This is a genomic window from Leptolyngbya sp. GB1-A1, from assembly GCF_039962475.1.
Classification (GTDB): domain Bacteria; phylum Cyanobacteriota; class Cyanobacteriia; order Elainellales; family Elainellaceae; genus Leptolyngbya_A.
The window spans coordinates 210,628-236,672 of record NZ_JAMPLI010000003.1; the positions used below are offsets into that span (position 1 = coordinate 210,628).

Here is a 26,045-nt window from a genome sequence, read left to right on the forward strand (position 1 = left end):
GCTAGCAGCAACTCGCAAATGGACTAGTTCTCATTCCACGACAAATTGACCTGCACGATTTTTACAGCAGTCCCTGCTAGAAACTGCGCTCGAAATTCACTCAGATCCTTGAGCAGTAATCTGAAATTAAGATATAGTTTGAGGAAATAGTACCTAAGTACTAGGAGCTTTCCTCCCCCATGAAAGAACCGCAGGCAGAAGTTAGGGCAATTGCTGCACAGCTTCACGTTGCACAAAGCAAATTGCCAGTTCAATCCGCTCAGTCCGCTAGCCGTTTTGATTCAGAAATGCAGCGGCTCTGGCAACGGCTCGAAGACCAGATGCACTACGTCAATCAGCTTGCAGCCGACCAGGAAGCTGCCATTTTGCGGCTCAAAGCGATCGTCCAGCAGATTAAGCGCGATCGAGACAGGGTTTCTGGTTCTACCCAATCGATTGATATTCGGCGACTTTTTGAGGCTGGTTATCTTGAGCCAAATAATCTTGAGCCTAGTGAGCTTAAGCCGAATGCTCTGAGGGGTGATTTGGAGCAGAGCCAGGAGACGATCGCAATTCCTTATGTCGAAAAAACGGAGGCAGGCGAACTGCGAATCGGCACGCGATCAATTGATTTAAGCTGGCAAACCGATTGCGATCGAACCAAGTCTCAGGCGACAGGAGGGCAAGTTTTCTGCGATCGAGCCGCATCTAGCCAAGTGCAATTGGCACAGTCATGGGGGATGGTTTTAAGCCAGGGGGCTAAATGGGGAGCAATGACTTTTCTGCCATTGATTCTAATGGGCGTTCGGGCGATCGTTTGGCTCTTGCAGGCAATGGTTCAGTTTGGCATTACGGCTTGTGTTCAGCTCAACCTCAAAACTGCTCAATCTGCGCGTCGATCAAAACCATTTCGCAATCAGACCTTTAACCGCCAGCACGTCAAACAGCCATCGATCGACTCAGCCGAAATTTTTCCCTCTGCTCAGGCAGCCCTGACCCTCACGCTCGGAGCCGCCCTGCTACGAATTTTGCTTGACCGAGTGAGCCAGCTTTATCCGGCCCTTTCGCTGATGAGTATCCTGCTGATGTTGGCTCCTGCCGCCGTTGCGATTTATCGATCGACTGTTGCTCCCCAGTCTGGTTTTCTTTGGGGCTGCCGTCTAACGCTGATTATGATTGGGCTGCTGCTTGGGGGCAAAGTATGAAGCCGATCGTGATGGTGATCTGTGGGGTAGTTTTGCTTTTGTCTCAAACAGGCTGTGCTCCTGAGCGATCGTCGCTGCCGCTGACCCGCATGATTCAGATTCAGCAAACCTGGCAGCTTCAGCCTGGCGACGCGATCGCAAATCATTCTGTCGTTGCTGGATTGGGCGATATTTCCATTCGGCTCAACGGTGATTCTGTTTACGCGCCCTTTGATGGACAGGTGCAGCAGAATGTCGCCGGCTGCATCTTGTTTTCCAGCCCCGATGTGCCTGCCTATCTGTTTCGCCTTTGTGGGCTGAAGCAGCCGAAGCTCGGAACGGTGCAGCAAGGAGAGACGATCGGCTCAGGGGACTATGTTCATATTGCTACACTGCGTAAGCAGCCCGAAGGAACCTGGGCAATGGTAGAACCCGCGAAAGACATCCTCGAAAAACTGCTGAATCGACAGTAGGCACTTTAAAGATTTTCTTTTTGGCTTGTCGCCTAGCAGTGCTGATTGGGACGATCGCCATTAAACCGTGGTAGGTTCTGTGCCGTTTGTTTCACCGATAGATTTCGCTTCATTAATTACCGTAGCGATATTAAAGAGCGAATGCAGCGCGAACTTCCGACCAAAGGCTATTGTAAGACTGTGCTGCCCCGCCTATTTACTAACCAAGTTGGCGATAGCAATAAATAGGCAGAACAAAGATATCGATTCGCTTTGACATATTAAAGTTTAAGTAAAAATACGGAACCTGTAAAAACCAAAAATACAGGTTCTTTGCAAAGGCTTTTGGCAAACTTCCTCTAATTTGCAGGCTAATGACGTGAAGTGCAGGGTGGGAAACCTGGCCCAATTCGATCGTCCCTTGTCGCATCAGGCGATCGAACGTTCAACCTGGTTAGGACAGCTAATACAAAACCAAGATTGTTCCGCGATCGAGCGGGTGCCTTGCCTAGCATTTGTTTTTCCAATTTGAAACACCTGCGATAGCTTCAGAAAGTAAAAAAATGTGAAAATTAGTATGAAGTTTTGATAAAGTTAAAACTGGTGGAAAACAATTAGAAGTCAGGCAGAACAAGTGTTTGACCGAATTTCCTTATATGAAGTTATTGTAAAGATGTGGCGGTTCGGAAACTGTCCCTGATCCCCAGAGCAAAAACTTCGTGTTAGTCTGTTGCAGTTGCGTAGCCAGGAGTGAACACGTAACGAGTATGAGTTAGACCGGAAACCTGCTGACCCTTGTTAGCCTTTTTGTTTCCCAAATCGCTGGCTCACTCTCCATGTACCATTCACGATGGACGTATGAACCATAAAATTTTGAGCGGTCTGACTGCCGCTACCCTGTTGGTAACCGCGCTAGGAGCAGTTCCTTTAAGCCAAATTATTCAACAGCCTGCGGTTGCAGACGAAACCTCAGAAGCAGATGTTCCTACTACAACGTCGTTTGCTCAGGAGGCATCGACTTCTACCCCGACCGAACCTGCGACTACTGTGGCAGCCGCTCCAGTTCAAGAAGCAGTCAAGATTGGGGAATACCAGTCCCAGGACACTGCTGAAGCAGATGCGACAATTGCCCGCATCCATGCTCATGAGCTAAACGGACAGCAAGCAGCAACAGTCTATGTTCGCAATATTCCTGTCCTAACGTTCCTTGGCTCTGATTCGGTTAATTCGCCTGTCGATTCGGCAGCTTCTAATCCGATGGCTGATCCTGGGGTTAAAATTGCTAGCGTTCAAAGCCAGCATGAAACCACCAGCCCAAGTTCACAAAACACCCAACAAAATGCTCAATTGACTCAAGCAGCGGTCATGACGGACGGTTCGGCTGAAGCTTCGGTCAACCCCAATGACCCCGTCTGGCAAGCGACCACGATCGCAGCCCGCCTCAATCAGCTTTACCGTGACAACTTCAACGCTAGCGACCTCACTGCTGCCTGGGATGACGATCGGCAGCGATACGAGATTCGAGCAGGCAATGAAGAACTGGTTGAAATCGGTGAAACTGCAATTTTGCCTGACACCACTCGCGATCCTGCAGAAGACACCTTGCAGGCGACCAATCGTCTCCGCCGTCAAATTGGTAATGCACCCCCAATCGATCGAATTTCCGGCGACCCACGCACCCAAGCCCGTCGGCTTTCGTTTGGTGCGATTCAGATGGCATTTAGCGGGTTGGCATCCTGGTATGGTCCTGGGTTTAACGGTAATCGGAGTGCAAGCGGTGAAGTGTTTAACCAAGAAGCACTCACAGCAGCTCACCCCTCTCTTCCGTTTGGGACCCAGGTGCGCGTCACCAACATCGACACCGGGCTTTCGGTTGTTGTTCGCATTAACGATCGCGGTCCCTATGCTCATGGGCGCGTGATTGATCTTTCGGCAGGAGCCGCACGAGTCATTGGATTGATAAGTTCAGGGGTTGCCCCCGTTAGCCTTCAGGTAATGGGCACAGCAACTGCTGCAAATCCTCGATAACAAGCTGTTGCGGGCTTGGACAGTTAACGCTAAACGCAACTTCACTCCTGGTTTATTTGTCCGAGCTATCCGTATCGCTTAGAACGAATCATACGCAATCAGTAAAGCGTTTTCACCTACCTTTTGCTAGAGGGTATTGGTAGAAAGTAGATTTTGGGGCAACAGTGCCCCTTTTTAGTCTTTTGATCTTTAGTCTTTTGATCAACTTTCCTTAGAGATGCCCTGCGATCGAAGGTACTGCTGCTCGTGTAAGCGTTTTGATGCTGCCGCGATCGTGCAATTCAGAGCGAGCGCAGCCTGACATTCCAGCATAAAGAACTAGACCCTACCCTTCTCGCATAATTTGCTTCTGGGTCTGCTCTCTCAATTTGGCATCTTCGTCGTTAAAGAAGAAAGAAAGCAGCACAAATCGCCGTCCTTTGGTCACTGGAGTTGCCTCATGCAGCAGTGAACAGGAAAAAATCAGTGCATCCCCGATGCCCGGACTGTATTGTGCAGTGCTGTATTCGGGAAAGTGGAGACTGCCGCCTTCGTATTCGCCTGTGTTGAGATTCAGCGTCATGGCAAAGCGTCGGTGCGCGGAACCCATTGTTGTATTGTCCCGGTGGGCGCGAAAAAAGCCTTGATTTCCCGCTTCGTAGCAGGCGACGGTGTATCGTTCGTAGCGGGTCACTTTAAACTGAAAGGCTTTCTCAATTTCCGGCTGAATTCGTCGCCAAATCAGCGAATTAATATGACTTTGTAGGGCAGCATCCGTCAGGATCAGATCGCGTCGCCGTTTGACTTGGGGATTCATAACGATCGCCGTCTTTTCCCCATCCTGCTGCATAAATCCCGAATCTGTCCCGCCATCTGCTTCATAAAGCTGGATCAAATGACGGCAAAAATTGGGTGAGAACACCTGGGGAATTTGCAAGACAGGCGCGTGACGTTGAGCAAGCTGGGGGGAAGCGATCGGCGGTAGAGTCTGAACTGCCTGCAAAATTTGGGCGACGTGGTTTTTGTTCGTTACCAGGGGAATCACCTGCACCACGCGCAAATTCTCATCCAATATAAAGGATGTCGGATCATAGGTAATGCCGTTTTTGTCGCTGCCTAAAACCCCATAGCGCATACTGAGATCGCCCTGAAAATCCCAGAGTAATCGGAATTTATCGTTCGTTTGAATTCGACCCTCTAGCTCTTTGTCGCGTGGGTCAATGCTCACGCCAAAAAAGGAAAATCCTGCCGCCGCAAGCTGATTTTGCGCTGCCGCTAATCCGGTTAATACCTGCTGAATTTGCGGATTTTGCGCTGTGCCACCGAAAAAGAACAGCACCGATCGATACCCGCCCATCAACACATCGGCATGGGAGGGCAATACAAACCAGGGAGCATGATCGCCAGCAGTGAGGGTAGGCATCGCGTTAAGAGAGTTCATCGATCGCATTCTTCGTCATTTTAATGTTTGGGATAGGTGATCGGGCGATTCATCAAATCCATACTCCACTACAAATGATGCGGCGATCGAAACCAGAACATCTTTTAGTAGCACAAAGACTAGTAGCACAAAGACTAGTAGCACAAGGACAATCGCCCCACTCTGCTATGAACCAATCCCTAAACCAGAAACTCTATAAAAGGATAAGTGTTTGACTCAGACGATTAGGCTAAATTAGCTAGATATTTATTGCAAAAGAGATTTTCCAGGAGTCGATCGCCTATGAATCTGCAATCTTTCACTCGGCAAGTCCTGGTCTGGAGCGTTGGGTTTTTGTGGGTGCTGCTGGGCTGGAGCTTGCCCGCTTTTGCAGATGGAGCTTCTGCTGAAGCCATTTTTCGAGAAGCTTATGGACATCGCTATACCTGGAATGAGACGTTTCCCGGCTATTCGGCACAGGTGAAAATGCGGGACGGCGAGGAGCAGTTTGAGGGAGAAGCACATTTACTGCCCAACTATGCTGTAACGGTGCAGAATTCTGGCAGTGATAATCTGCGGCAAATTGTCGCCGCCCAACTTCAAATGACTGCCACGCACTTGACCCGATCGCCCTTCGAGCAGTTTCATGCACACAGCCAGTTTGAGCAAACCGGACAGGACGAAACCGGAGCCGTCAGAATCGAAGAACTGGGCGACCAGACCGACTCTTACTACAAAGTGAAGGATCAGCAGATTGTTCAGGTGAACCGTACGCTGGGCGATCTAAAGGTTGAGGTGAATACGATCGACTCGATGCAAACTACCGAAGGCTATCTTCCCACTCACTTTCAGGTAGTTTTTCGCGATGCCGAATCCGGGTCAGTCATCGAGCGAGACGATATTCGCGACAGCTATCAAAAAGTGGGCGACTACTATCTGCTGAGCAAGCGAGAAATTCGATCGGGCATAGAGGAGCGATCGGTGAATAAGCTGCTGCCGGATACGGTGGTAGAGTTTAACCAGCTCAAACTCGATACCTGAAATCTAGCTGCCTGAAATCTAGCTGCCTGAAATCTAGCTGATGTTTGACCACCGATCACCGTCACTCGACTAACGATCCAATTACTGATCAATTACTGATCAGGAGTGCCGCCCTGGTCAGGCGGGTCTGGAATGTCCAGGGCTTTTTTGCTCTGCTTAAGCTGCTTGTACAGCTTCCTGATTTCTTCATACGCTTCACCCGGAGAAATTTTGCCATTGGTTTCCAGGTTGCATAGATACTCAATGCGCTGGGCAAACTCCTGAAGATTGGCGTTAAAGACAAGATGCTGCGGCGTAAATTCTCCCCGGTAGCGGCTGCGGGAGTAGAGAAACCTGTTTTTTGGATCTGCATCATCCGGCATTGCGCTTGCTCCTGTTTGTAATGCTCTTAACAATTCTTTGACGATCGCAGAGAAATTCCTCTCCTAATCTATCGAAAGAAACCCATTCAGGGTAAATAAGATCAAGTTCAATAAAACCGACAATTCCCTCGTCTGCCTCTTTTCTCGATCGCCCTTTTCCCTTAAAGAATAGAGAAGGAACTAACGCCCGGAAAGTATGGTTTACGCGATCGATTTTGGCACAAGTAATACGGTGGTCGTGCGCTGGAACCCGGTGACGCAGCAGCCTGAAACGCTGACCCTGCCGGAACGCTCCCAGCGTCTAGCAAATAATCCGCCTTTGATTCCCAGTCTGCTTTATGTCGAAGATGCCAGTCAAAGCAAGCTGATTGCAGGACAGGCAGTGCGCGATCGGGGTTTAGATTTGAGCAGCGATTCGCGGTTTTTTCGCAACTTCAAGCGCGGCATCGGCGCAGACATTCAGGGATTTCTACCAGAGCTCGACGGGCGCATTGTCACCTTTGAGCAGGTGGGGCAATGGTTTCTGAGCGATGTAATTCAGCACTTGCAGCAGGTCGATCCTAATCTGGATTCGATCGTGTTTACGGTTCCGGTGGATAGCTTTGAGACATATCGGCTATGGCTGACGCAGGTGTGTCATACCCTCAAGGTCGAGCAGGTTCGCATTCTCGATGAGCCAACAGCGGCAGCGCTGGGCTACGGTTTGCAAAATCAGGGCACGGTTCTGGTCATCGACTTTGGCGGCGGCACGCTCGATCTTTCCCTGGTGCGGCTCGAAGGTGACAAGCGCAACCCCGACAAGAAGCCGCTCGGTTTTCTGCTGAAGTGGGGACAAAAGGTGCTCGAAGAGTCGGCGCAGCGTCCGAAACTGGCGCGGGTTTTAGCGAAAGCAGGGCAGAGTCTGGGCGGGGCAGATCTGGATAACTGGATTGTTGATTATTTCACGCAGACTCAGGAAATTGCCGCTAGTCCTTTAACGCTGCGATTGGCGGAGCGACTCAAGATTCAGCTTTCTCAGCAGCCCGAGGCAACCGAGGTTTACTTCAATGATGAAACGTTCGACAGCTACGAGCTGCACCTGAGCCGCGATCGATTCGAGCAAATTTTGCAAGAGCAGGGCTTTTTCGATCGCCTCGACCAGTCGATGAACCAGGTTTTGCAGCAGGCACAGCGACAGGGTTTGATCCTCGAAGAAATTGACGCAGTTTTGCTAGTGGGCGGCACAGCCCAAATTCCCGCCGTAAAAGCCTGGGTCGAGCAGTACTTTCCGCCAGAAAAAAATCGATCGGATAAACCGTTTGAGGCGATCGCCCTGGGCGCGCTTCAGCTTCAGCAGGGCATGGAGGTGAAGGACTACCTTTATCACAGCTATGGCATCCGCTTTTGGGATCGGCGCAACAACTGCCACGGCTGGCATCCTTTAATCAAACAGGGACAACCCTACCCCATGGAGCAGCCCGTTGAACTTTTTCTGGGAGCCTCGATCGAAAATCAGCCCAGCATTGAGCTGGTGATCGGCGAACTGGGACAGGAAACAGGCGCAACCGAAGTCTTTTTTGATGGCGATCGACTTGTCACTCGCGCCGTCAGCGGCGGCAAACCAACCGTGAAACCCCTTAACGATCAAGACAGTGCCCGCACGATTGCCCAACTAGCTCCTCCCGGATATCCGGGAAGCGATCGGGTCAAGGTGCTGTTTCGCGTAGACGAGGCGCGATTTTTGCGAATTACAGTTGAGGATATTCTGACGACTCAGACTTTGGTGGATGATCGTCCGGTGGTGCAGTTGAGTTAGGGGTGAGGGAATGAGGGGATGAAAGGAAGACGAGGTGAGGGGGTTAGCGATGCACGACTACAGGGGTTCCTATCCTTGCCCAGTGAAATAGCCATTGAGCATGATTGACCGCGACGTTGACGCAGCCGTGGCTGACCGGAGTGCCAAAGCGACGATGCCAGTATGCGCCGTGAATGGCATAGCTGCCGTCGTAGTACAGGGTGTAGGGCACATCGGGAATGTCGTAGTCGTCGCCCTGCATCCGGGTTTGCCGATGTCTGGATTGAATTGCAAACACTCCCGGTAATGTGGGATGCGCTGCGGTTCCGGTGGAAACAACTACGGCATAAACGGGCGTGCGTCCTTCCCAGGCAATGAGCCGCTGACGCGATAGATTAACTTCGATCCAGCCCACATTCGATCGCTTGAGGGCAGCAATTTCCTGGGCGATCGGCGTGTGTGCCTGTGCGGGAAGAGGAGCGATACCCGGCAGTTTTTCGATCGGGGAAATCGGCATCAGGGCGATCGCACCGCTCACCATCAGAATGCTGGCTGCGATGCTAACGGTTTTTTGCCTTTGAGCTAACGATCGAACCCAGGGATGCACCTTGACCGACGAAGCAATCCAAACCTGCAACGGTCTGCCATTCTGCCAAACCATGACAAAACGCCTCCTGAGATGATGCCTATGGTTTAAGAATAAACTCTGTTTACTGAAAATTTGCAAACTTGTAAACCAGGACTGCAATGATCGGGGGAATGACCTGATAATGCAAAGAATTTGTGAAGCGAAGAAGGATTTGTCCTGTCAATCCCTGGTAGATCCGCTGAACAGATAGATGCCCTTTTGAGCGATCGTCGCACTTCAGGATCACTACAAGGGCTGTGACCTGGATTCCAGATTGGTTGCTGCAACCTACAAAAAGAGCAATGACTTCAATAAATCAACTGCGAGGTTACGGACATTAACGAGGAAATCATTGGAATTTTCAATCTGAAATCATTAGTTTGTTTGTTTTCCTAAATCCCTATCTCGACAGGTACACTTCTGCAGGGGACGATGAACAAGCTCAACAAATTTGGTTGAATTTACGGATTATCTTCATCGCAACTTCATCCTAAAGTTAGTGTGTTCCGTTGAATCCTGTCCTAATCCCAGGTAAGCCATAGATGAACTAACGCAAGACCAAAGTTAGACCATCTTTGTAAACTACAAAAACCTAAACGCAAAACCGCGGAAGTTGCCCAGTTCCGGATTTGAGGAGTGCCTGTTGTTTTGTTGAGCGAAATGAGTGCATCAGTGCGTGTCGAGTGAGTGTAAGCGAGTGCATAGTCGGTAAGTGCATTAAGCACAGTGGCAGATCTGTTGAATTTGCTCAGTTCATCTACCCTGAGCGATGCTGCCTAAAATCAGAATATTTCAGCTTTTTCTAAAGCTTATGTTTCGCAGTTGATTGCATTGCCGCAGTTCGCAATGAGCCGAGAGCTGATTCTTGTCTGTCTCATGTATTCAATTGGTGAGTTCAAAGTGTTTTTCAAACAGTTCGATCGTGTCCAGGCAACGCCATTTCTCGGTTCGTTGTTTTGTTGAGAAAGCCTGCCTAAATACAACTCACTACCGCTGTTTTGAAATTTTTTCTGCACCTTTGCTGTAACAGAGTAGTTCTAAGAATGGCTACTTTTTGACGCGCTGACTTGTCTTTACGCGCTGATCTGTCTGGTTAAATTTCTGGTTAAATTTGCCGAAGTTTGCACAGAAGGCATTCCTGCTTGACTTAGCAAGGGCAGGGTGCTAATCAGCCATGTGCTTGGCTTTTCAAATCTACCGATTCGATCGCTCATTCAGGCTGAGTTTAACCTGAGGGCTTTACCCCAAATAAAAACTGAGGCTGGCACACCTGTAGCAGCAGGTTTTACCGTGTCGAACCTCAGTCGATCTTTGCTTACTACTTGGAACGAATTTTACCATGTCTACATCAATTACAGAGGCGCGCTCTCTGGGAATTGGGCTAAGTGGAATTGCTGATTTTTCAACGCAGATTCCTTTTCTAGATGCGTTTAAATCTGCTCGCGCCTGGATTCCGCAAAGCTCCACTCAATGGGACACCGGAGAAGCGGCTCAGCTAAATCTTGATCCTCAAGGCTGGGTGCAATCAGTTCCGGCAACGAATGCTCCGGCAGCTTACGATCGCGTCAGTACCCTGATGCTTTGGGATGTGCCTTATGAGTCAGGGCAGTATCGTGTGCTGTATGACGGTACTGGAACGATGCAGTACGGCTTGGATGCCAGCAAGCTAAGTTCGAGCCCAGGAATGGATCTGGTTCAGGCAGATAGCCTTAAGGCAGGCGGCATTCATCTGCAAATTATGGCAACAGACCCCAATCAAACGGGCGACTATCTTCGCAATATTCGTGTTTATAGCGAGAAAGATCTGCCGCTGGTTGAGCTGGGAATGCGCTTTAATCCTGAGTTTCTCGATCGCATCAAGAATTTCGGCATGCTCCGCTACATGGATTGGATGTCCACAAACAACTCGCGGCAGCAGGACTGGTCAAATCGCCCCCTGATGAGCGATGCAACTTGGTCGCGCAAGGGAGTTCCGATCGAGCTAATGGTGCAGCTTGCCAACGAAACGGGAACCAATCCCTGGTTCAATATGCCCCACAGCGCAACAGATGACTATATTCGCCGTTTTGCAACTTATGTGCGCGATCATCTTGATCCAAAGCTCAAGGCATACGTGGAATACTCCAACGAAGTTTGGAATTGGCAGTTTTCTCAGGCGGGCTATGCCGAAGCCCAGGCAAAACAGCGATGGGGCGAAAGTCCAGCAGGCTGGGGCGGCTGGATGCAGTGGTACGGAATGCGGGCAGCGCAAACCGCAGATATCTGGAAGTCGGTTTATAGCAGCGAAAGTCCGAGTCGGCTGGTTAGGGTGATTGCTACGCACACAGGCTGGAAAGGGCTAGAGGCTGCCATTCTCAATCCGCCTGCTTGGATTGCAGAGGGACAGCAGCCTGTTTATCAATCATTTGATGCCTACGCAGTGACAGGCTACTTCGGCGGTTCTCTGGGTCAACCCGACCATGCAAGTACGGTGCGATCGTGGCTTAGTGATCCCGATGGTGGATTTAGCAAGGCCTTTCAGCAGTTGCGCCAGGGTAATTCACTTCCTAGCAAAGACTCGATTCAACAAACGATCGACAGCTTTCGCTATCAGGCAGATGTGGCAAAGCAACACGGGCTACAGCTTGTTGCCTACGAGGGTGGACAGCACATTGTCGGCATCAATGGGGTACAAAATGACGCGCAGCTTACCAACTTCTTTATTGAGCTGAACCGTCACCCAGAGATGCAGGCGATTTATCAAGATCTTTTAAATGGCTGGAGGGCTGCCGGGGGCACCCAATTTAACCAGTACAGCGACATCGGCGCACCCAATCGGTGGGGAAGCTGGGGTGCTCTGGAGAATCTGGATCAAGCCAGTTCGCCCAAGTACAAAGCGCTAGAAACCTTTATGGCAAACAACGCGCCCTGGTGGAACGCAGGAGGTTCTTCAACGCGAATTGGACTTTATGAGCGTAGCACCGCAGCCGACAACTCGCTTGTAGGCACAGAGTACAATGACATCTTCCTGGGCGGCGCAGGCAGTGACTCGATCAAGGGCGGCGCAGGAGCTGATCGTCTGCATGGAGGAGATGGCAATGATGCAATGGAAGGTAATGCGGGAGCCGATCGCCTTGCCGGAGGGCCAGGCAGTGACTCGATCAAGGGCGGTAATGAGAATGACCTGCTAACGGGCGGGGCGGGCAATGACCAGCTGAGTGGAGACGCTGGTAGCGATGCCTATGTGTTTGATAGCTGGGCTCCCTCTGAGTCTGCCAATCTTGGCGTCGATACGCTCAACTTTCAGCCGGGGGACAAGATTGCACTCAGCCGCTATACCTTTGCTGCCGGAACTCGGTTTTCGATCGCCGCTACCGATGCTAATGCTGCGACTCGCGATGCTCAAATAACCTACAGCCGAGCCACAGGCAACCTGTTCTATAACCCCAACGGCAAAGCACCGGGATTCGGTATAGGTGGACGATTCGCCGTTATTTCCGGTAAGCCTGTGCTTAGCGACAGCGACTTTATAAGAATCAACGGACGCTTTGATCCCAACGATTCGATCGATCTCAGTCGCGCTCAAACGAGAGCCTTAAAAGCGCCAGGCAATATAGAACTGCACGCTAACTATCAGCCTAGACATCGCTCTCAGGACAATCAGAGTCTTGATATATCGGGCGGCGATCGTTTGCTTGGGTTGGAGGACAGGCTCACAGGCAGGATGGAGAGCGATCATCTCATGGCAGGAACCGAGGCAATTCAGCTCGACGATGACCACAAGCTTGCGATCAAGCGACCCACTGCGCTATTTAATGCAGGCGTCATTAATTTGCCTTCAAAACAGGGCGTGATTGCAGCAATGCGGGCTGCGTTTCGAGACAAAAATATTGTGCAGTCTGGCAATCAAGTGCTTCAAGCGGGGGAAGCTGTTTTATTTCGATCGTCGAATCAGACCTATCTTGCCGTAAACAGCGCAAAACCCAGTTTGAATCTGGGGCAGGATTTGCTGATTGATGTGACCGGAACGCGACTGGCGATCGGAGACGCAGGTGCTGAAACGCTGGATGTTTCCCGCTATTTCGCTTAGCTCAACGGATTCAAAGTTCCCCGATTCAGGAAGAATTTAGGGGTGGGGTAATGCAGGGGCTAGATGGCAGCCTTCATCCCGCTATCCCGCCATACTTAAGCCCTCTGCCTGGATGAAAATAGCTAAGCAAAAAGGGCGGATGAACCGCCCCCAACTCACTCTACAGATAATAACGATCGATCTCCGTGTTCCGGACGATCGAAAACACAGTCAACCTTAACTGGCAAGATAACCGCGCACATTCGCCTTACGACGACGCAGGTGATCGAGAGCCTGACGCTCAAGCTGCCTGACGCGCTCCCGACTGATATTCATGCGCTGCCCGACCTTTGCCAAAGACAGTTCATTGCCGTCCGACAAACCAAACCGCAGGGTCAGAACCTCGCGCTGCTGAGGGGTTAGCTCAGAGAGCATTCCTTCCAGGTCTTGCCGCAAGGATTCCGCAGTCGCAAAGCTCTCTGGCGAAGCACTCTCGCTCTCATCTTCGAGCAAGTCCTGCAACTCGGTGTCCTGGTTATCGCCCACGCGCAGTTCAAGGGAAACAGGCTGACGCGACATCAGCAGATACTCGCGAATTTGAGAAGGCTCCAACTCCAGGGCTTCGGCGATCTCTGCCGGATTCGGGCTGCGACCAAGGGACTGGGTCAGCTCACGCTGGACTTTCTTGATCTTGTTCAGCTTCTCGGTAATGTGAATCGGCAGACGAATTGTGCGGGCTTGCTGAGCAATGGCGCGAGTGATCGCCTGACGAATCCACCAGTACGCATAGGTCGAGAATTTGTAGCCGCGAGTGGGATCAAACTTCTCGACGCCGCGCTCTAACCCCAGCGTGCCTTCCTGGATCAGGTCTAGAAACTCCAGGTTACGCTTCTGATACTTCTTAGCGATCGCCACGACCAGACGCAGGTTGGCTTCGATCATCTTCTGCTTAGCACGCTGACCGAGGCGCAGGGTCTTCCGCAGCTCGTCTTCGCTAACCTTGGCGTAGGCAGCCCACTCAGCATCGGTTGGCTCGTATCCCAGCTTCTTGGTTTGCTTCTCTTTGGCTTCCAGGAGATTCATCATCTGCTGGACTTGCTTACCATACACAATCTCTTGCTCGTGAGTCAGCAGAGGTACTCGCCCAATTTCGTGCAGATAGGTCCGAACCATGTCTGCCGAAAACATGGACTTGTCCGCTTTCTCTTTAGGGGACTTGACTTCGTTCTCTTCTACAAATGCCATGAATCGTTGAACTCCAACAACAGTGCTGCAAACGAAATAAAAGGAATACGATCTCTGGGAAACCGAGGGTTTCCGAATACTGACGGCGAATGAACAGTAAAGGAAAGGTGAATGAAATGGGCAGCTTTGCTAGTCCCTATGGGATCGCCTCAGACCCGGTGAAGTGCGAGTAAACGAAATAAAAACGGCTAGGGTCGCTTTGTCGCAGGTGAAGGGCAATTAGCAGGTAAACCTCAAAGCAGGATTGTCTCTAATCCTCGTGAGTCTAAAATGCTAGCTCACAGCCTGAGAAATGCTCATACAGTGGAAAGTAAGAAACGGAGGGGTAACAATCAGGGCAGAACTTCACAAGTCCTAGCCCGAAGTCATTATGAGTTTGTCTAACTAAGATAGTAATACAAATTTAACGCTAGGTAAAGGGAGGAGGATTCATCCGACTGGATGAACTTGAAGAGGGAATAAACAAGGGGTAAAAATTGTAGCATTTGCCTTGCCTACAGCGCACTCTGAGCAATTCAAAATCCCAACTTAGCCAACCTCATAAACCATAGATAAACAAATGCCCTCAATCTTTATAATGCACCTTCTCTCCTTCCTTAGGGGTACGGCTTACCGAGGCAGAAAACCGTACCTTGTCCTGGAATACGAGTGCATGGCAGGGCTTTAAGGGCGATGCGAAGCAGTTTCCCTTTGAGGCGATCGAGTCTCAAGTATAGTTGCTTGGTTCCTAAAATCCTAGATCGGCTTTTGCAGCTTCTGCGGCTTGGAGAATTTCGGTTTCGGGCAGGTCTTCCCAAGGCGTTTCGCCAATCTGGGCATAAAAGGTTTCGTCGTAGGGGCGAGTCCGAATCACAACGGGCATCGGTACAGCATGACCGAGAATCAGTGCTTGCTGCTTCGAGTCCAGTTTCGCAAGAACCGATCGCAACGCCTGTCCACCGGATACCCCTGTGAAAATCGCTTCGATATCTTTCTCATCATTTAATAGTGCGGTAATCCGCGTTCCTACCTGAGACATCACCTCGTTATCAATCCCCGACGGCCGCTGATCCACCACCAACAACGTCACAAAGTATTTCCGCATCTCGCGGGCGATCGTGCCAAAAATGGTTTGGCGGACGGTTGCTGAATCCAAAAAACGATGCGCTTCTTCGATCGTGATGACTAGAGGTTGAGGGCGATCGATCGGGTTTTTGGTTTGCAGGAATTTTTCGGCTTTGTGGACGTAGGCATGGTGAATCCGGCGGGCAATTACGTTTGTTGCCAGCATATAAGAGAGCAGGTTGGACTGAGAGCCGAACTCAATTACAACGTGCTTTCCGGCATCGAGCGATTCAAGAATTTGACCGACATAGTTTTTGGGGCAAGTTTGCCGCAGATACTTCAAATCATCCAGACGGGTCAGCTTGCGCTGAAGTGCCATGATCGAGGACTTGCTGCCCATCTTGACTTCGCAAAATTCTTGAATTTCCTCATTGCTCATCGACAGCAAACGGCTGATCCAGGCTTTGCCAAACTCATTGCGAAGAATAATCGCGTTTTCCAGGCTGGCCTCGGACAGATTTAGTTCGCCCCGCACCAGCATTAGATCTTCGACATCAATCTGGTCATAGCTAATGTAAAGCTCTTGGGCATCGCGCACACCCCGCCGTCGCGTGGACTCTACATCTAATGTATAGATCTGCACTTGGCTTGGGAAAAGCTGACGCAAGCCTTTTACGGTGCTGAACTGCTTGCCTTCTCGCGTGGCTTCCCAGCCGTACTCCGAGTGCATATCAAAGATGAGATTCACTGCGGCTCGTCTGCGAATAATTCCAGACAGCAATAGTCTCGTTAGGAAAGATTTTCCTGTCCCCGACTTACCAAACACCCCGTTACTCCGCTCCACGAATCGATCGAGATCCAGGCAGATTGGCACATTCATATCGATCGGTTCCCCGATCGCAAAATTCCGCCGATGGGGATCATCCTCCCAGCCGAACACCGCCCGAAAGTCCCGCTCCGATGCGTCGTAGACCTGACTAAAGTGAGCCGGAATGGTTTTAACGGGCAGCAGCTCCACATCATTCGTATTCGCTTCGTAGGAAGCAAGGGAGTCTGAGGCTTTCGATCGCGTCTTCGTTCTACGAGGCTCGCTTTCTGCCTTCGGTGTAAACATTAGCATCGGCGACAGGTTGATCGTGCCGTAGGTTCCGGTTCCTGCCAGCACTTCTTGCAAAAACGTATTCGCTGGATCGGGCGGGTTCGCCAAGATTCGCTGTGTCGCAGTTCCCAGGGCAACGTCCGTCAGCATGCAGAAAAAGCGCGATCGTACCCCTTGCACGACCAGGAATTTCCCGACCCGCATATCCTCAACGGAGACATCGGCATGCAAACGCACTTCTAGCCCCTGACTCAAGGAACCCTGTATCACCGAACCCAGCGGATTTTCTGCGGTCATGCCAACCCCGCTAATACGATCGTTCTATTATCGAGGAATACACATGTTTTAGGCAAGTCGGCTAGGGTTTGCAACTCCCTAAATCCTCCACCAGTGGGGGACTTTCAATGGGGGACTTTGAATTGTTGGCTCCACTCCGCCGTTTCAAACACGGTTGTGCCGTTTCAAACACACCTTCATGCGGGCATGATTCCAAAGTATTTTAGCCCTTCGATAATTCCAGCAGCATAGTGGGCTTGGGCTAAGTATCAATGACCGCTAAGGGGGAACTGCTGCGCATTGCCCTCAAAATTATCCTGATGCCACTGAAGTAATTTCCTTCTCGCATTGCCAACAATAATGCCAATCTGGTTGGCGGCAAATAGGGCAATGTCGTTGCCAGAATCACCACAGACTACTGTTTGTTCTGCTGTAAATTTAAAGGCTTGACGAATATAGGTAACAGCACTGCCCTTATTGATTTTACGCGGCACGATATCAAGGTCATGTCCATGACTGTAAATCAGTTCAGCCTCCAGTCCTTGAGCAATGAGTTGAGCTTCCAGTTCTGATAAAACAGAGGCGTCTTCTTCATCAAGCACAAAGCTTAGCTTGAAGGGACGCTGTTCGCTTCCAGGCTGAGCAACCAGTTGGGAAAGCTGTTCGACGACCACTGCAATGCTTGCTCGATCCCAATTTTGGGAAGACAGGCTAGACCAGTTTTCATCCAATTCGTTGCCTGGATAATAAATTTCAGTCCCGACAGAAGCAATTAGTACATCGGGTTCTGGCAGCGCAGTGTGAGAAATCAATCGCTCATAAGACTTCAACGATCGCCCGGTAGCATAAACCAATTTTGAGCCATAAGTTTGGCGATGTTGTTTGAACCAACTGTTCAGACGCTGGAGCGCGTCATTGTCGCCAACCAGGGTGCTGTCGAGATCTGTTACCAGCAAAAACTTTGACACAGTTGCGATTGTCCTCTCATTCACCTCAAAGCAACCCTCCGACCGTTCTCACTGCCTTCTTGTTCCTGCCCGTTGTCGTAAAATGTCCAACAATTTCGTTATGTGCGGCGGTACAGGAGCCGTCACCTCGATCGCCTTACCCGTCACCGGATGCTGAAGCGTTAGCCGATAGGCATGAAGTGCCTGCCCTGGCAAATTGACCCCGATTGATCGCCCTGACCCATAAAGCGGATCGCCCACGATCGGATGACCAATGGCTGCGCTATGAACCCGAATCTGATGCGTCCGTCCTGTCTCAAGCTGAAACCGCATCAGCGTAAAGTTGCCCAACCGCTCCTCGACCGTCCAGTGCGTCATAGCTCGTCTGCCACCCTTCTCTTCAGGGACAATTGCCTGCTTTTTGCGATCGATCGGATGCCTGCCAATTGGTGCGTCGATCGTGCCCTTCACAGTTGCCGGTGCGCCATACACCACGCCCAGATATTCTCGCCGCGCCGTCTTGGTTTTGAACTGTTCCTGAAGCTGCTGATGGGCAAGGTCAGTTTTAGCGATCGCGATTGCTCCGCTCGTATCCTTATCTAGTCGATGCACAATTCCCGGACGCTGCACCCCCCCAATTCCGGCAAGCTGATTGCCGCAATGAGCTAAGAGTGCATTCACTAGCGTTCCACCTTGGTGTCCAGGCGCAGGATGAACCACCAGATCCACAGGCTTATTCAAAATCAGCAGATGCTCATCCTCGTAAAGGACGTCGAGGGGAATGTCCTCGGCCTCCAGGTCAAGTGGCTCTGCATCAGGAATGCTGACCTCAATCCGATCGCCCTCCTGCACAGTGACTTTCTTAGAAGTACAAACCTTGTCATTAATCCAAACCTGTCCGTCTTCGATCAATTTCTGGATGCGCGATCGAGATAAATCACGGAGCTGTGCGGATAGGAAGCGATCGAGGCGGGGTTCAGTCGGGTGGTCAACGTGAAGAGAGATTAGTTCAGTCAATTTTTAAAATCAGGCACGCTTTACTTTTTATTATCGCGTGACGACTTAGCAGCGTGAGCAAGTCTGAAAACCCAACGGTTTTGATGGGATACGTTAGAATCACCGCTTCGGGAAAAGACTGTGATTCACAGGGTAAGTCAGAATTCTCGGAAGTGGAGGCAATCTCTCATCGAAATAGCGGCAGTTCTTTCGCTTGCTTACCTGTCAACCTGCCTATTTCTATTCTTTCGACAGCTCGGCTTCTCTGTCCTAGGGGGAGCAATGCAAACCGTAGGATATTGCTCAAATCTTTTCTAATATTAATAATTCAATTAAGAAAAACGAAGAAATTCGATCGTCAATGGCATTAATAGAAAATCCTAGAGGTTAACTTAATATCCTGATTATTCTCTCGCTTCCAACATCTATTTCAGCCTCTACAAGATGAAGATGTAGGGTAGCACGATCGCAGCAAGATTGTATAACTTTTATCGAACATTTCAATTTGTAAAGATTCCTCAATGAATCGCATATTATCTGCTGATGGTCTCCCTCGGAACGTAGGTAAATCAATGCTTCTACATCTTGAATTATTGTTAACCTCGCTTAAAGTCTGTGAGATTCCAGTTCTATAATGCTGCAAGTACCTCCCCATGGAACTGGGATCGCTCATTGGGCTGATATTCAATGTGTGGTTGCAGTTCACCTCTTCTAGGCACGGGTCATTTCTGGCTTCGACGCTCCTACCCAAGTCGGTTATGTGCCTGTCTGCTGATGTTACGAAGAGAGATGCTGTCATTTGGCAGCTTGGGGGCTGGTCGCTCAACTCGTTCCTTTGTCTAGAGAGGAGAGTCTCGAATGACAACTTCCCCACGGGAGCGGGAGGCAACCAAACAGGTGCGAGTGGTCGTCGATAAAGATCCAGTGAAAACTTCCTTCGAGAAGTGGGCACAGCCGGGTCATTTCGATCGTACCCTCGCTAAGGGTCCCAAGACCACAACCTGGATTTGGAACCTTCATGCCGACGCTCACGATTTCGATAGCCATACCAGTGACCTAGAAGATATTTCTCGTAAAATCTTCAGCGCACACTTCGGTCACCTTGCTGTAGTGTTCGTCTGGCTCAGTGGAATGTTCTTCCACGGCGCAAAATTCTCTAATTACTCTGGTTGGATGGCTGACCCCCTGAACGTGAAGCCTAGTGCTCAGGTAGTTTGGCCCATCTTTGGTCAAGAGATTTTAAACGGTGACGTGGGCGGTGGATTCCACGGCATTCAAATCACATCTGGATTTTTCCAAATCTGGCGTGCTGCCGGGATTACAAATGAATTTCAGCTCTATGTAACGGCGATCGGCGGTCTGGTAGCGGCTGCTCTGATGCTGTTTGCAGGCTGGTTCCACTATCACAAGCGCGCTCCGAAACTGGAATGGTTCCAGAATGTGGAGTCGATGCTGAACCACCACCTGGCTGGTTTGCTGGGTCTGGGCTGTCTCTCCTGGGCAGGTCACCAGATTCACGTTGCCCTGCCGATTAACAAAATGCTGGATGCTGGGGTTCCTCCGAATCAGATTCCCCTGCCTCATGAGTTTATTCTCAACTCCAGCTTGATGTCGGATCTCTATCCCAGTTTCTCGAAGGGTCTGACTCCCTTCTTTACCCTGAACTGGGGTGAGTACGCTGATTTCCTTACCTTCAAGGGTGGCTTGAACCCTGTAACTGGCGGTCTATGGCTGTCGGATACGGCGCACCACCACTTGGCTCTGGCAGTCCTGTTCATCATTGCGGGTCATATGTACCGTACGAACTGGGGCATTGGTCACAGCATCAGGGAAATCTTGGAGAACCACAAAGGTCCGTTTACGGGCGAAGGTCACAAGGGTCTCTATGAGAACCTGACCACCTCTTGGCACGCGCAACTGGCTGTTAACCTGGCAATGTTGGGTTCGCTCACGATTATCGTGGCGCAGCACATGTACTCGATGCCGCCCTATCCGTACCTTGCAACGGATTACCCGACACAGCTCTCGATCTTCACCCACCATATGTGGATTGGAGCATTCTTCATTGTCGGTGCGGGTGCACACGCGGCTATCTTTATGGTGCGTGACTACGATCCGGCAAGAAACATGAATAACTTGCTCGATCGCGTCATCCGTCACCGGGATGCCATCATTTCTCACCTCAACTGGGTTTGTATTTTCCTGGGCTTCCATAGCTTCGGTCTGTACATTCACAACGACACGATGCGTGCTCTGGGTCGTCCCCAAGATATGTTCTCGGATACGGCGATTCAGCTCCAGCCCGTGTTTGCTCAGTGGATTCAAAACATCCACACGCTAGCTCCTGGTGCAACTGCACCAAACCAGCTAGAGCCTGTGAGCTATGCCTTCGGCGGCGGTATCGCTGCAGTGGGCGGCAAGGTTGCCATGATGCCGATCGCCCTGGGCACGGCAGACTTCATGGTTCACCATATCCATGCCTTCACGATTCACGTGACGGTGCTGATTCTCTTGAAGGGCGTGCTGTTTGCTCGTAGTTCGCGTCTGGTTCCAGACAAAGCGAATCTGGGCTTCCGCTTCCCTTGCGACGGTCCCGGTCGGGGCGGCACCTGCCAGGTTTCTGGTTGGGATCACGTCTTCCTCGGTCTGTTCTGGATGTACAACTCTATTTCGATCGCTATTTTCCACTTCTCCTGGAAGATGCAGTCGGATGTGTGGGGTACGGTCGCACCAGATGGAACGGTTTCCCATATCACGGGCGGCAACTTTGCTCAGAGTGCAATCACCATCAACGGATGGCTGCGTGACTTCCTGTGGGCACATGCAACTCAAGTGATTGGTTCTTACGGTTCTGCGCTGTCTGCTTACGGTCTGCTGTTCCTGGGCGCACACTTCGTCTGGGCGTTCAGTCTGATGTTCCTGTTCAGTGGTCGCGGCTACTGGCAAGAACTGATTGAGTCGATCGTTTGGGCACATAACAAGCTGAAAGTTGCGCCTTCGATCCAGCCTCGTGCTCTGAGCATTATTCAGGGTCGGGCAGTCGGTGTTGCTCATTACCTGCTGGGCGGCATCGTTACGACTTGGGCGTTTTTCTTGGCTCGCATCATTGCTGTTAGTGGTAGCTAGTGATTCTTAAGCTGTCTCTCCTCTAGACCCCTGGATGCGAACGATGGGGGGCGAACTCTAAGCGAGGCTATGAATTTAATAGGATTCTTCAATGAATCTGAAAGGCTCTAAACCTTCGTATTGTTCAAACTCCATCGTCTACAGTCCAGATGGGCCAAAGCTAGATGGCGAAAAGCTAATCGCTAATTAAGAAAATCAATTCGGACTTATGGCAACAAAATTCCCAAAATTTAGCCAGGGATTGGCTCAAGACCCGACTACCCGTCGGATCTGGTATGGGATTGCCACTGCCCACGATTTTGAGAGCCACGATGGCATGACGGAAGAAAATCTTTACCAAAAGATTTTCGCTTCCCACTTTGGTCATTTGGCAATCATCTTCCTCTGGACTTCTGGTAATCTCTTCCACGTCGCCTGGCAAGGTAACTTCGAACAGTGGGTCAAAGATCCGCTCAATGTGCGCCCGATCGCCCATGCGATTTGGGACCCCCATTTCGGTCAAGCTGCGGTGGACGCCTTCACTCGTGCAGGCGCGTCTAACCCTGTCAACATCGCTTATTCCGGTGTTTATCACTGGTGGTACACGATCGGGATGCGGACCAACGGCGAACTCTATGCGGGTTCTCTGTTCCTGATGCTGCTGTCGGCGATCTTTCTGTTCGCAGGCTGGCTCCACCTTCAGCCAAAGTTCCGTCCGTCGCTGTCCTGGTTTAAGAATGCTGAATCTCGCCTGAACCACCACTTGGCTGGTTTGTTCGGGGTTAGCTCTCTGGCTTGGGCAGGCCACCTAATCCACGTGGCAATTCCTGAGTCGCGCGGTCAGCACGTTGGCTGGAACAACTTCCTGACGACCCCTCCCCACCCTGCTGGTTTAGTTCCTTTCTTTACTGGCAACTGGGGCGTGTATGCCGAGAATGCAGATACTGCTAACCATGTCTTCGGTACGTCTGAAGGCGCGGGTACTGCAATCCTTACCTTCCTGGGCGGCTTCCATCCGCAAACTCAGTCCTTGTGGCTGACGGACATGGCTCACCATCACCTGGCGATCGCGGTCCTGTTCATCGTGGCAGGTCATATGTATCGCACTAACTTTGGTATCGGTCATAGCATCAAAGAAATGCTGGATTCCAAAGCAGGTCTGACGAGTAGAAAGAGCGAAGGTCAGTTCAACCTGCCCCACCAGGGCTTGTATGACACCATTAACAACTCGCTGCACTTCCAGCTTGGTCTGGCTCTGGCAGCTTTGGGTGTCATCACCTCTCTGGTCGCTCAGCACATGTATTCCCTGCCGCCCTACGCTTTCATGGCGAAGGACTACACCACGCAGGCTGCGCTCTATACCCATCACCAGTACATTGCTGGATTCCTGATGGTTGGTGCGTTTGCTCATGGTGCAATCTTCTGGGTACGGGATTACGATCCGGCTCAAAACCGGGGTAACGTGCTCGATCGTGTTCTAAACCACAAAGAAGCAATCATCTCTCACCTGAGCTGGGTGTCGCTGTTCCTAGGCTTCCACACCCTGGGTCTGTATGTTCACAACGACGTGATGCAAGCTTTCGGTACGCCTGAGAAGCAAATCCTGGTCGAGCCTGTGTTCGCACAGTTCGTTCAGGCGGCTCACGGCAAACTGCTCTATGGGTTCGATACGCTGCTGTCTAACCCTGATAGCCTTGCTTCCACCGCTTGGCCCAACCATGCGAATACCTGGTTGCCCGGTTGGTTGGATGCTATTAACAGCGGTACGAACTCGCTGTTCCTGACGATCGGTCCTGGCGACTTCCTGGTTCACCATGCGATCGCTCTGGGTCTGCACACCACCACTTTGATTCTGGTCAAGGGTGCGCTGGATGCTCGCGGCTCGAAGCTGATGCCCGACAAGAAAGACTTCGGCTACAGCTTCCCCTGTGATGGTCCGGGTCGTGGCGGTACTTGCGACATCTCTGCCTGGGATGCGTTCTACCTCGCGATGTTCTGGATGCTGAACACGATCGGCTGGACGACGTTCTACTGGCACTGGAAGCACCTCGGTGTATGGCAGGGCAACGTGGCTCAGTTCAACGAGTCTTCGACTTACCTGATGGGCTGGCTGCGTGACTACTTGTGGCTGAACTCTGCTCAGCTAATCAACGGCTACAACCCCTACGGCATGAACTCGTTGGCAGTCTGGAGCTGGATGTTCCTCTTTGGACACCTAGTTTGGGCTACGGGCTTCATGTTCCTGATTAGCTGGAGAGGCTACTGGCAAGAGCTGATCGAAACGATCGTTTGGGCGCATGAGCGCACTCCGCTGGCGAACCTGCTTCGCTGGAAGGACAAGCCGGTTGCACTGTCGATCGTTCAGGGTCGTCTGGTTGGTTTAGCTCACTTCACGGTTGGCTACATCCTGACCTACGCTGCCTTCCTCATCGCATCGACTGCCGCAAGGTATGGTTGATAGGGCGATCGAGCTTAGTTAGATAATAGAGTCCCTCACCTTCGGGTGGGGGATTTTTGTTTGTGGGGTGTGTTGGATTCGCCCCCTAAATCCCCCAATTCTGGGGGACTTTGAGAGTTAAAGAGGAGAATTACCGTTAACAATAAGTGAGCTCTCTAATTTGCCAGGTAAGGCAACAGTTCAAAGTTACCTGTTGGAAAGTAAAGGATTACAATTCCTTTGGAGCAGAAGTTATGTGGGCAACCTGTATTAACCAACTCGCGCCGTTTTCGAATGAGTTAAGAGCAGAAGTGCCAAAGTTTATAAGGAAAGCAACTTTAAGATTGCACTAGACAAAACTTTACTAAGGGAGTATTAACTGTCCCTACCCAGAAATCACAAATCTCAACTGTGGTGTACGTAGTACCTGTATAGAGAGGAGTAGTGTATTGAGGAGAATGATTTCTGTAAGCGAGTTGAAGGTGATATGTACCAAGCTCAAGATTGGAAGTTGACCAGACTGCACCGTAGCTAATGTACCCGCTAAGGCGAAAACAACTTTGGGATACCCAGGATAGACCCACAGTTGTCCAGAAGGTTGCCCTCTCTCCTGGATCAATCAATGGAATGTCCTGATTAGTCATGCGTCGTCGCGCATTGCTATTTGCACTCGCCTGCACTTGCTGTCCACTGCTGTTAAAAATTTCTGGAAAAAATCCAGGGAGATTAAAGCGGTAGGAAATCAAACTTTGATTGATAATGTGAACGCCAAAATAGAAAGGAACATACTCTCCAGGCTGAGGTACTTGGATAGTCTGTACAGGTAGCATGGTTTCAAACAGAATGCCATCAATTTCAACCACGCTACTTCTCCCTGCTGAACTAATATTGCTAGCTTGCCCTAAAACCAATTTGTAGCGATGCTAACTCTGGGCTAATCCAACTCGTCTAATCTGTGCTTCTCGATCTTTTCTTGAATTTCAGGCTTACTGAGCCATTGCTCGATCGCCTCTACCACGATCGCCCTACTACTTTCCCTGTCTAGCCTGTAGTGCCTCCCTCAACAATTGCTCAATCACGAAGGTTAACGATCGCTGGTCTTTTGCGGCGATCGCTTCCAACTGCTCTCTCAGGTCATCTGGCAGATAGATACTTGTCTGACGCTTCTTAGTAGTCATAGCCTGCTCTAGAACTAACTTAGAGCGATGTTAAGCGAGCTATTGCAATTGAGGGTAATCTACACTAGATTAGATCAGATTAATTTATTTGAGGTTTCGCCTATGGTCACACTATCCGCCGATGAGGTCGCCGTCCTGAAGTCCATCCTCACTGCACTCCGGGGCATCAAGATTCGCGATATCGATAAAGCTCTCGTGATTCTGTCCAAAGCAGAGCGAGGAGCAAAATGATGATTGTTCTTACTGATACACAAGCGATCGTCGTTCATCGCTTGCTCACCTGTATTCTGCTGAACGAAACCTACGTTCTGTCCGATGTGGAGGATGCTTTGGTCTGGACGAGTCCAGAGAACCGACAGATTCTTTGTCCGTTCGATTCGCTTTGGGCGAGAAATCTGGCTCAGGAGATTGTGACCCAGTTGCGGCAGGGTTCGTGATTGAGGCGATTAATCAGGGGGCTGTTTGAGGCGTGTTTGCGATTTTGTAGCCCCCTCAATTCCCAACTTGTGACTGCCGCTCTAAAAGAGCAAGGGGAACTTTGAGTTATAGAGCAGCTTTGGGGTTTAGGAATCGATCGCCCAACGCTTCGCAATCTCGATCGCCTCTTCAGCCCGAACGCGCCGATACCAAATCTCATCCGGCAAAACCAGCACCATTGGACCATTACCGCAATGCCCTAAACAACCGCTACCAATCACAGGAACTTCTGAGATTTTGTGATTTTGAAATGCAGCGAGGACGGCTTTAGAACCTGATTTACGGCAGGCTTTATTTTGACAAACCAGGATTGTGCAAGGAGGGCGATCGACTGCCATAGAGATAC

The 26,045-nt window shown here is 50.7% G+C and carries 20 protein-coding genes; 10 read left to right on the plus strand and 10 right to left on the minus strand.

Annotated features, from left to right (window positions below; all coding sequences use genetic code 11):
• The first annotated feature begins 179 nt into the window (after positions 1-179).
• From NDI45_RS04755 to NDI45_RS04765, 3 genes are all read left to right on the plus strand, one after another.
• The gene (locus NDI45_RS04755; RefSeq protein WP_348246639.1) at positions 180-1,184 is read left to right on the plus strand and encodes a hypothetical protein; all 1,005 of its coding nucleotides are present in this window, start codon (positions 180-182) and stop codon (positions 1,182-1,184) included.
• Positions 1,181-1,636 (plus strand): hypothetical protein, encoded by a 456-nt coding sequence (locus tag NDI45_RS04760; protein ID WP_190792957.1) that lies wholly within the window; start codon positions 1,181-1,183, stop codon positions 1,634-1,636. The genes NDI45_RS04755 and NDI45_RS04760 overlap by 4 nt, the downstream gene beginning before the upstream one ends.
• An 837-nt stretch (positions 1,637-2,473) precedes the next feature.
• The gene (locus NDI45_RS04765) at positions 2,474-3,643 is read left to right on the plus strand and encodes a septal ring lytic transglycosylase RlpA family protein (RefSeq protein ID WP_348246641.1); all 1,170 of its coding nucleotides are present in this window, start codon (positions 2,474-2,476) and stop codon (positions 3,641-3,643) included.
• Between the two features lie 325 nt (positions 3,644-3,968).
• Here NDI45_RS04765 and NDI45_RS04770 read toward each other — a convergent pair whose 3' ends face one another.
• Entirely contained in the window at positions 3,969-5,063 is a 1,095-nt protein-coding gene (locus tag NDI45_RS04770) for a 2OG-Fe(II) oxygenase (protein WP_348246643.1), read from the minus strand.
• A 282-nt stretch (positions 5,064-5,345) separates the two neighbouring features.
• Between NDI45_RS04770 and NDI45_RS04775 the strand changes: the two genes are divergently transcribed.
• Positions 5,346-6,083 (plus strand): DUF3386 family protein, encoded by a 738-nt coding sequence (locus tag NDI45_RS04775; protein ID WP_190792960.1) that lies wholly within the window; start codon positions 5,346-5,348, stop codon positions 6,081-6,083.
• A gap of 92 nt (positions 6,084-6,175) precedes the next feature.
• Here NDI45_RS04775 and NDI45_RS04780 read toward each other — a convergent pair whose 3' ends face one another.
• Positions 6,176-6,445, minus strand: coding sequence for a hypothetical protein (locus tag NDI45_RS04780; protein WP_190792961.1), 270 nt, complete (start codon positions 6,443-6,445; stop codon positions 6,176-6,178).
• 196 nt (positions 6,446-6,641) lie between these two features.
• On the opposite strand from NDI45_RS04780, the gene NDI45_RS04785 reads away from it, so the two are divergent.
• Entirely contained in the window at positions 6,642-8,240 is a 1,599-nt protein-coding gene (locus tag NDI45_RS04785; protein ID WP_348246646.1) for an Hsp70 family protein, read from the plus strand.
• Between the two features lie 43 nt (positions 8,241-8,283).
• On the opposite strand, the gene NDI45_RS04790 is transcribed toward NDI45_RS04785, so the two are convergent.
• Entirely contained in the window at positions 8,284-8,736 is a 453-nt protein-coding gene (locus NDI45_RS04790) for a L,D-transpeptidase (RefSeq protein WP_347277897.1), read from the minus strand.
• 1,450 nt (positions 8,737-10,186) lie between these two features.
• On the opposite strand from NDI45_RS04790, the gene NDI45_RS04795 reads away from it, so the two are divergent.
• Positions 10,187-12,916, plus strand: a complete 2,730-nt coding sequence (locus NDI45_RS04795) for a calcium-binding protein (protein WP_348246647.1) — start codon at positions 10,187-10,189, stop codon at positions 12,914-12,916.
• Between the two features lie 216 nt (positions 12,917-13,132).
• Here NDI45_RS04795 and NDI45_RS04800 read toward each other — a convergent pair whose 3' ends face one another.
• The 4 genes from NDI45_RS04800 to NDI45_RS04815 form a co-directional block, all read right to left on the minus strand.
• Entirely contained in the window at positions 13,133-14,140 is a 1,008-nt protein-coding gene (locus NDI45_RS04800; protein ID WP_348246648.1) for an RNA polymerase sigma factor, RpoD/SigA family, read from the minus strand.
• A 727-nt stretch (positions 14,141-14,867) separates the two neighbouring features.
• Entirely contained in the window at positions 14,868-16,580 is a 1,713-nt protein-coding gene (locus tag NDI45_RS04805) for an ATP-binding protein (protein WP_348246649.1), read from the minus strand.
• Positions 16,581-16,828: 248 nt separating this feature from the next.
• Entirely contained in the window at positions 16,829-17,527 is a 699-nt protein-coding gene (locus NDI45_RS04810) for a sucrose-phosphate phosphatase (protein ID WP_348246650.1), read from the minus strand.
• Between the two features lie 48 nt (positions 17,528-17,575).
• Positions 17,576-18,523 carry an RluA family pseudouridine synthase gene (locus NDI45_RS04815; RefSeq protein ID WP_348246651.1) on the minus strand — a complete coding sequence of 316 codons (948 nt, stop codon included), beginning with the start codon at positions 18,521-18,523 and terminating at the stop codon, positions 17,576-17,578.
• Positions 18,524-19,360: 837 nt separating this feature from the next.
• On the opposite strand from NDI45_RS04815, the gene psaA reads away from it, so the two are divergent.
• Both psaA and psaB read left to right on the plus strand, forming a co-directional pair.
• Positions 19,361-21,628 (plus strand): photosystem I core protein PsaA, encoded by a 2,268-nt coding sequence (gene psaA, locus NDI45_RS04820; RefSeq protein ID WP_190792056.1) that lies wholly within the window; start codon positions 19,361-19,363, stop codon positions 21,626-21,628.
• Positions 21,629-21,836: 208 nt separating this feature from the next.
• Positions 21,837-24,065 (plus strand): photosystem I core protein PsaB, encoded by a 2,229-nt coding sequence (gene psaB / locus NDI45_RS04825; protein WP_190792055.1) that lies wholly within the window; start codon positions 21,837-21,839, stop codon positions 24,063-24,065.
• A 317-nt stretch (positions 24,066-24,382) separates the two neighbouring features.
• Here psaB and NDI45_RS04830 read toward each other — a convergent pair whose 3' ends face one another.
• Together NDI45_RS04830 and NDI45_RS04835 are read right to left on the minus strand one after the other, a co-directional pair.
• Positions 24,383-24,907, minus strand: a complete 525-nt coding sequence (locus tag NDI45_RS04830) for a hypothetical protein (RefSeq protein WP_348246652.1) — start codon at positions 24,905-24,907, stop codon at positions 24,383-24,385.
• Between the two features lie 165 nt (positions 24,908-25,072).
• The gene (locus NDI45_RS04835; RefSeq protein WP_348246653.1) at positions 25,073-25,222 is read right to left on the minus strand and encodes a ribbon-helix-helix protein, CopG family; all 150 of its coding nucleotides are present in this window, start codon (positions 25,220-25,222) and stop codon (positions 25,073-25,075) included.
• Positions 25,223-25,324: 102 nt separating this feature from the next.
• On the opposite strand from NDI45_RS04835, the gene NDI45_RS04840 reads away from it, so the two are divergent.
• Both NDI45_RS04840 and NDI45_RS04845 read left to right on the plus strand, forming a co-directional pair.
• Positions 25,325-25,453 carry a hypothetical protein gene (locus NDI45_RS04840; RefSeq protein ID WP_348246654.1) on the plus strand — a complete coding sequence of 43 codons (129 nt, stop codon included), beginning with the start codon at positions 25,325-25,327 and terminating at the stop codon, positions 25,451-25,453.
• Entirely contained in the window at positions 25,453-25,659 is a 207-nt protein-coding gene (locus tag NDI45_RS04845) for a hypothetical protein (protein WP_348246655.1), read from the plus strand. Before NDI45_RS04840 ends, NDI45_RS04845 begins: the two co-directional genes overlap by 1 nt.
• A gap of 126 nt (positions 25,660-25,785) precedes the next feature.
• On the opposite strand, the gene NDI45_RS04850 is transcribed toward NDI45_RS04845, so the two are convergent.
• Complete coding sequence (locus NDI45_RS04850) at positions 25,786-26,037, minus strand: (2Fe-2S) ferredoxin domain-containing protein (protein ID WP_348246656.1); 252 nt, start codon at positions 26,035-26,037, stop codon at positions 25,786-25,788.
• Positions 26,038-26,045: the final 8 nt, after the last annotated feature.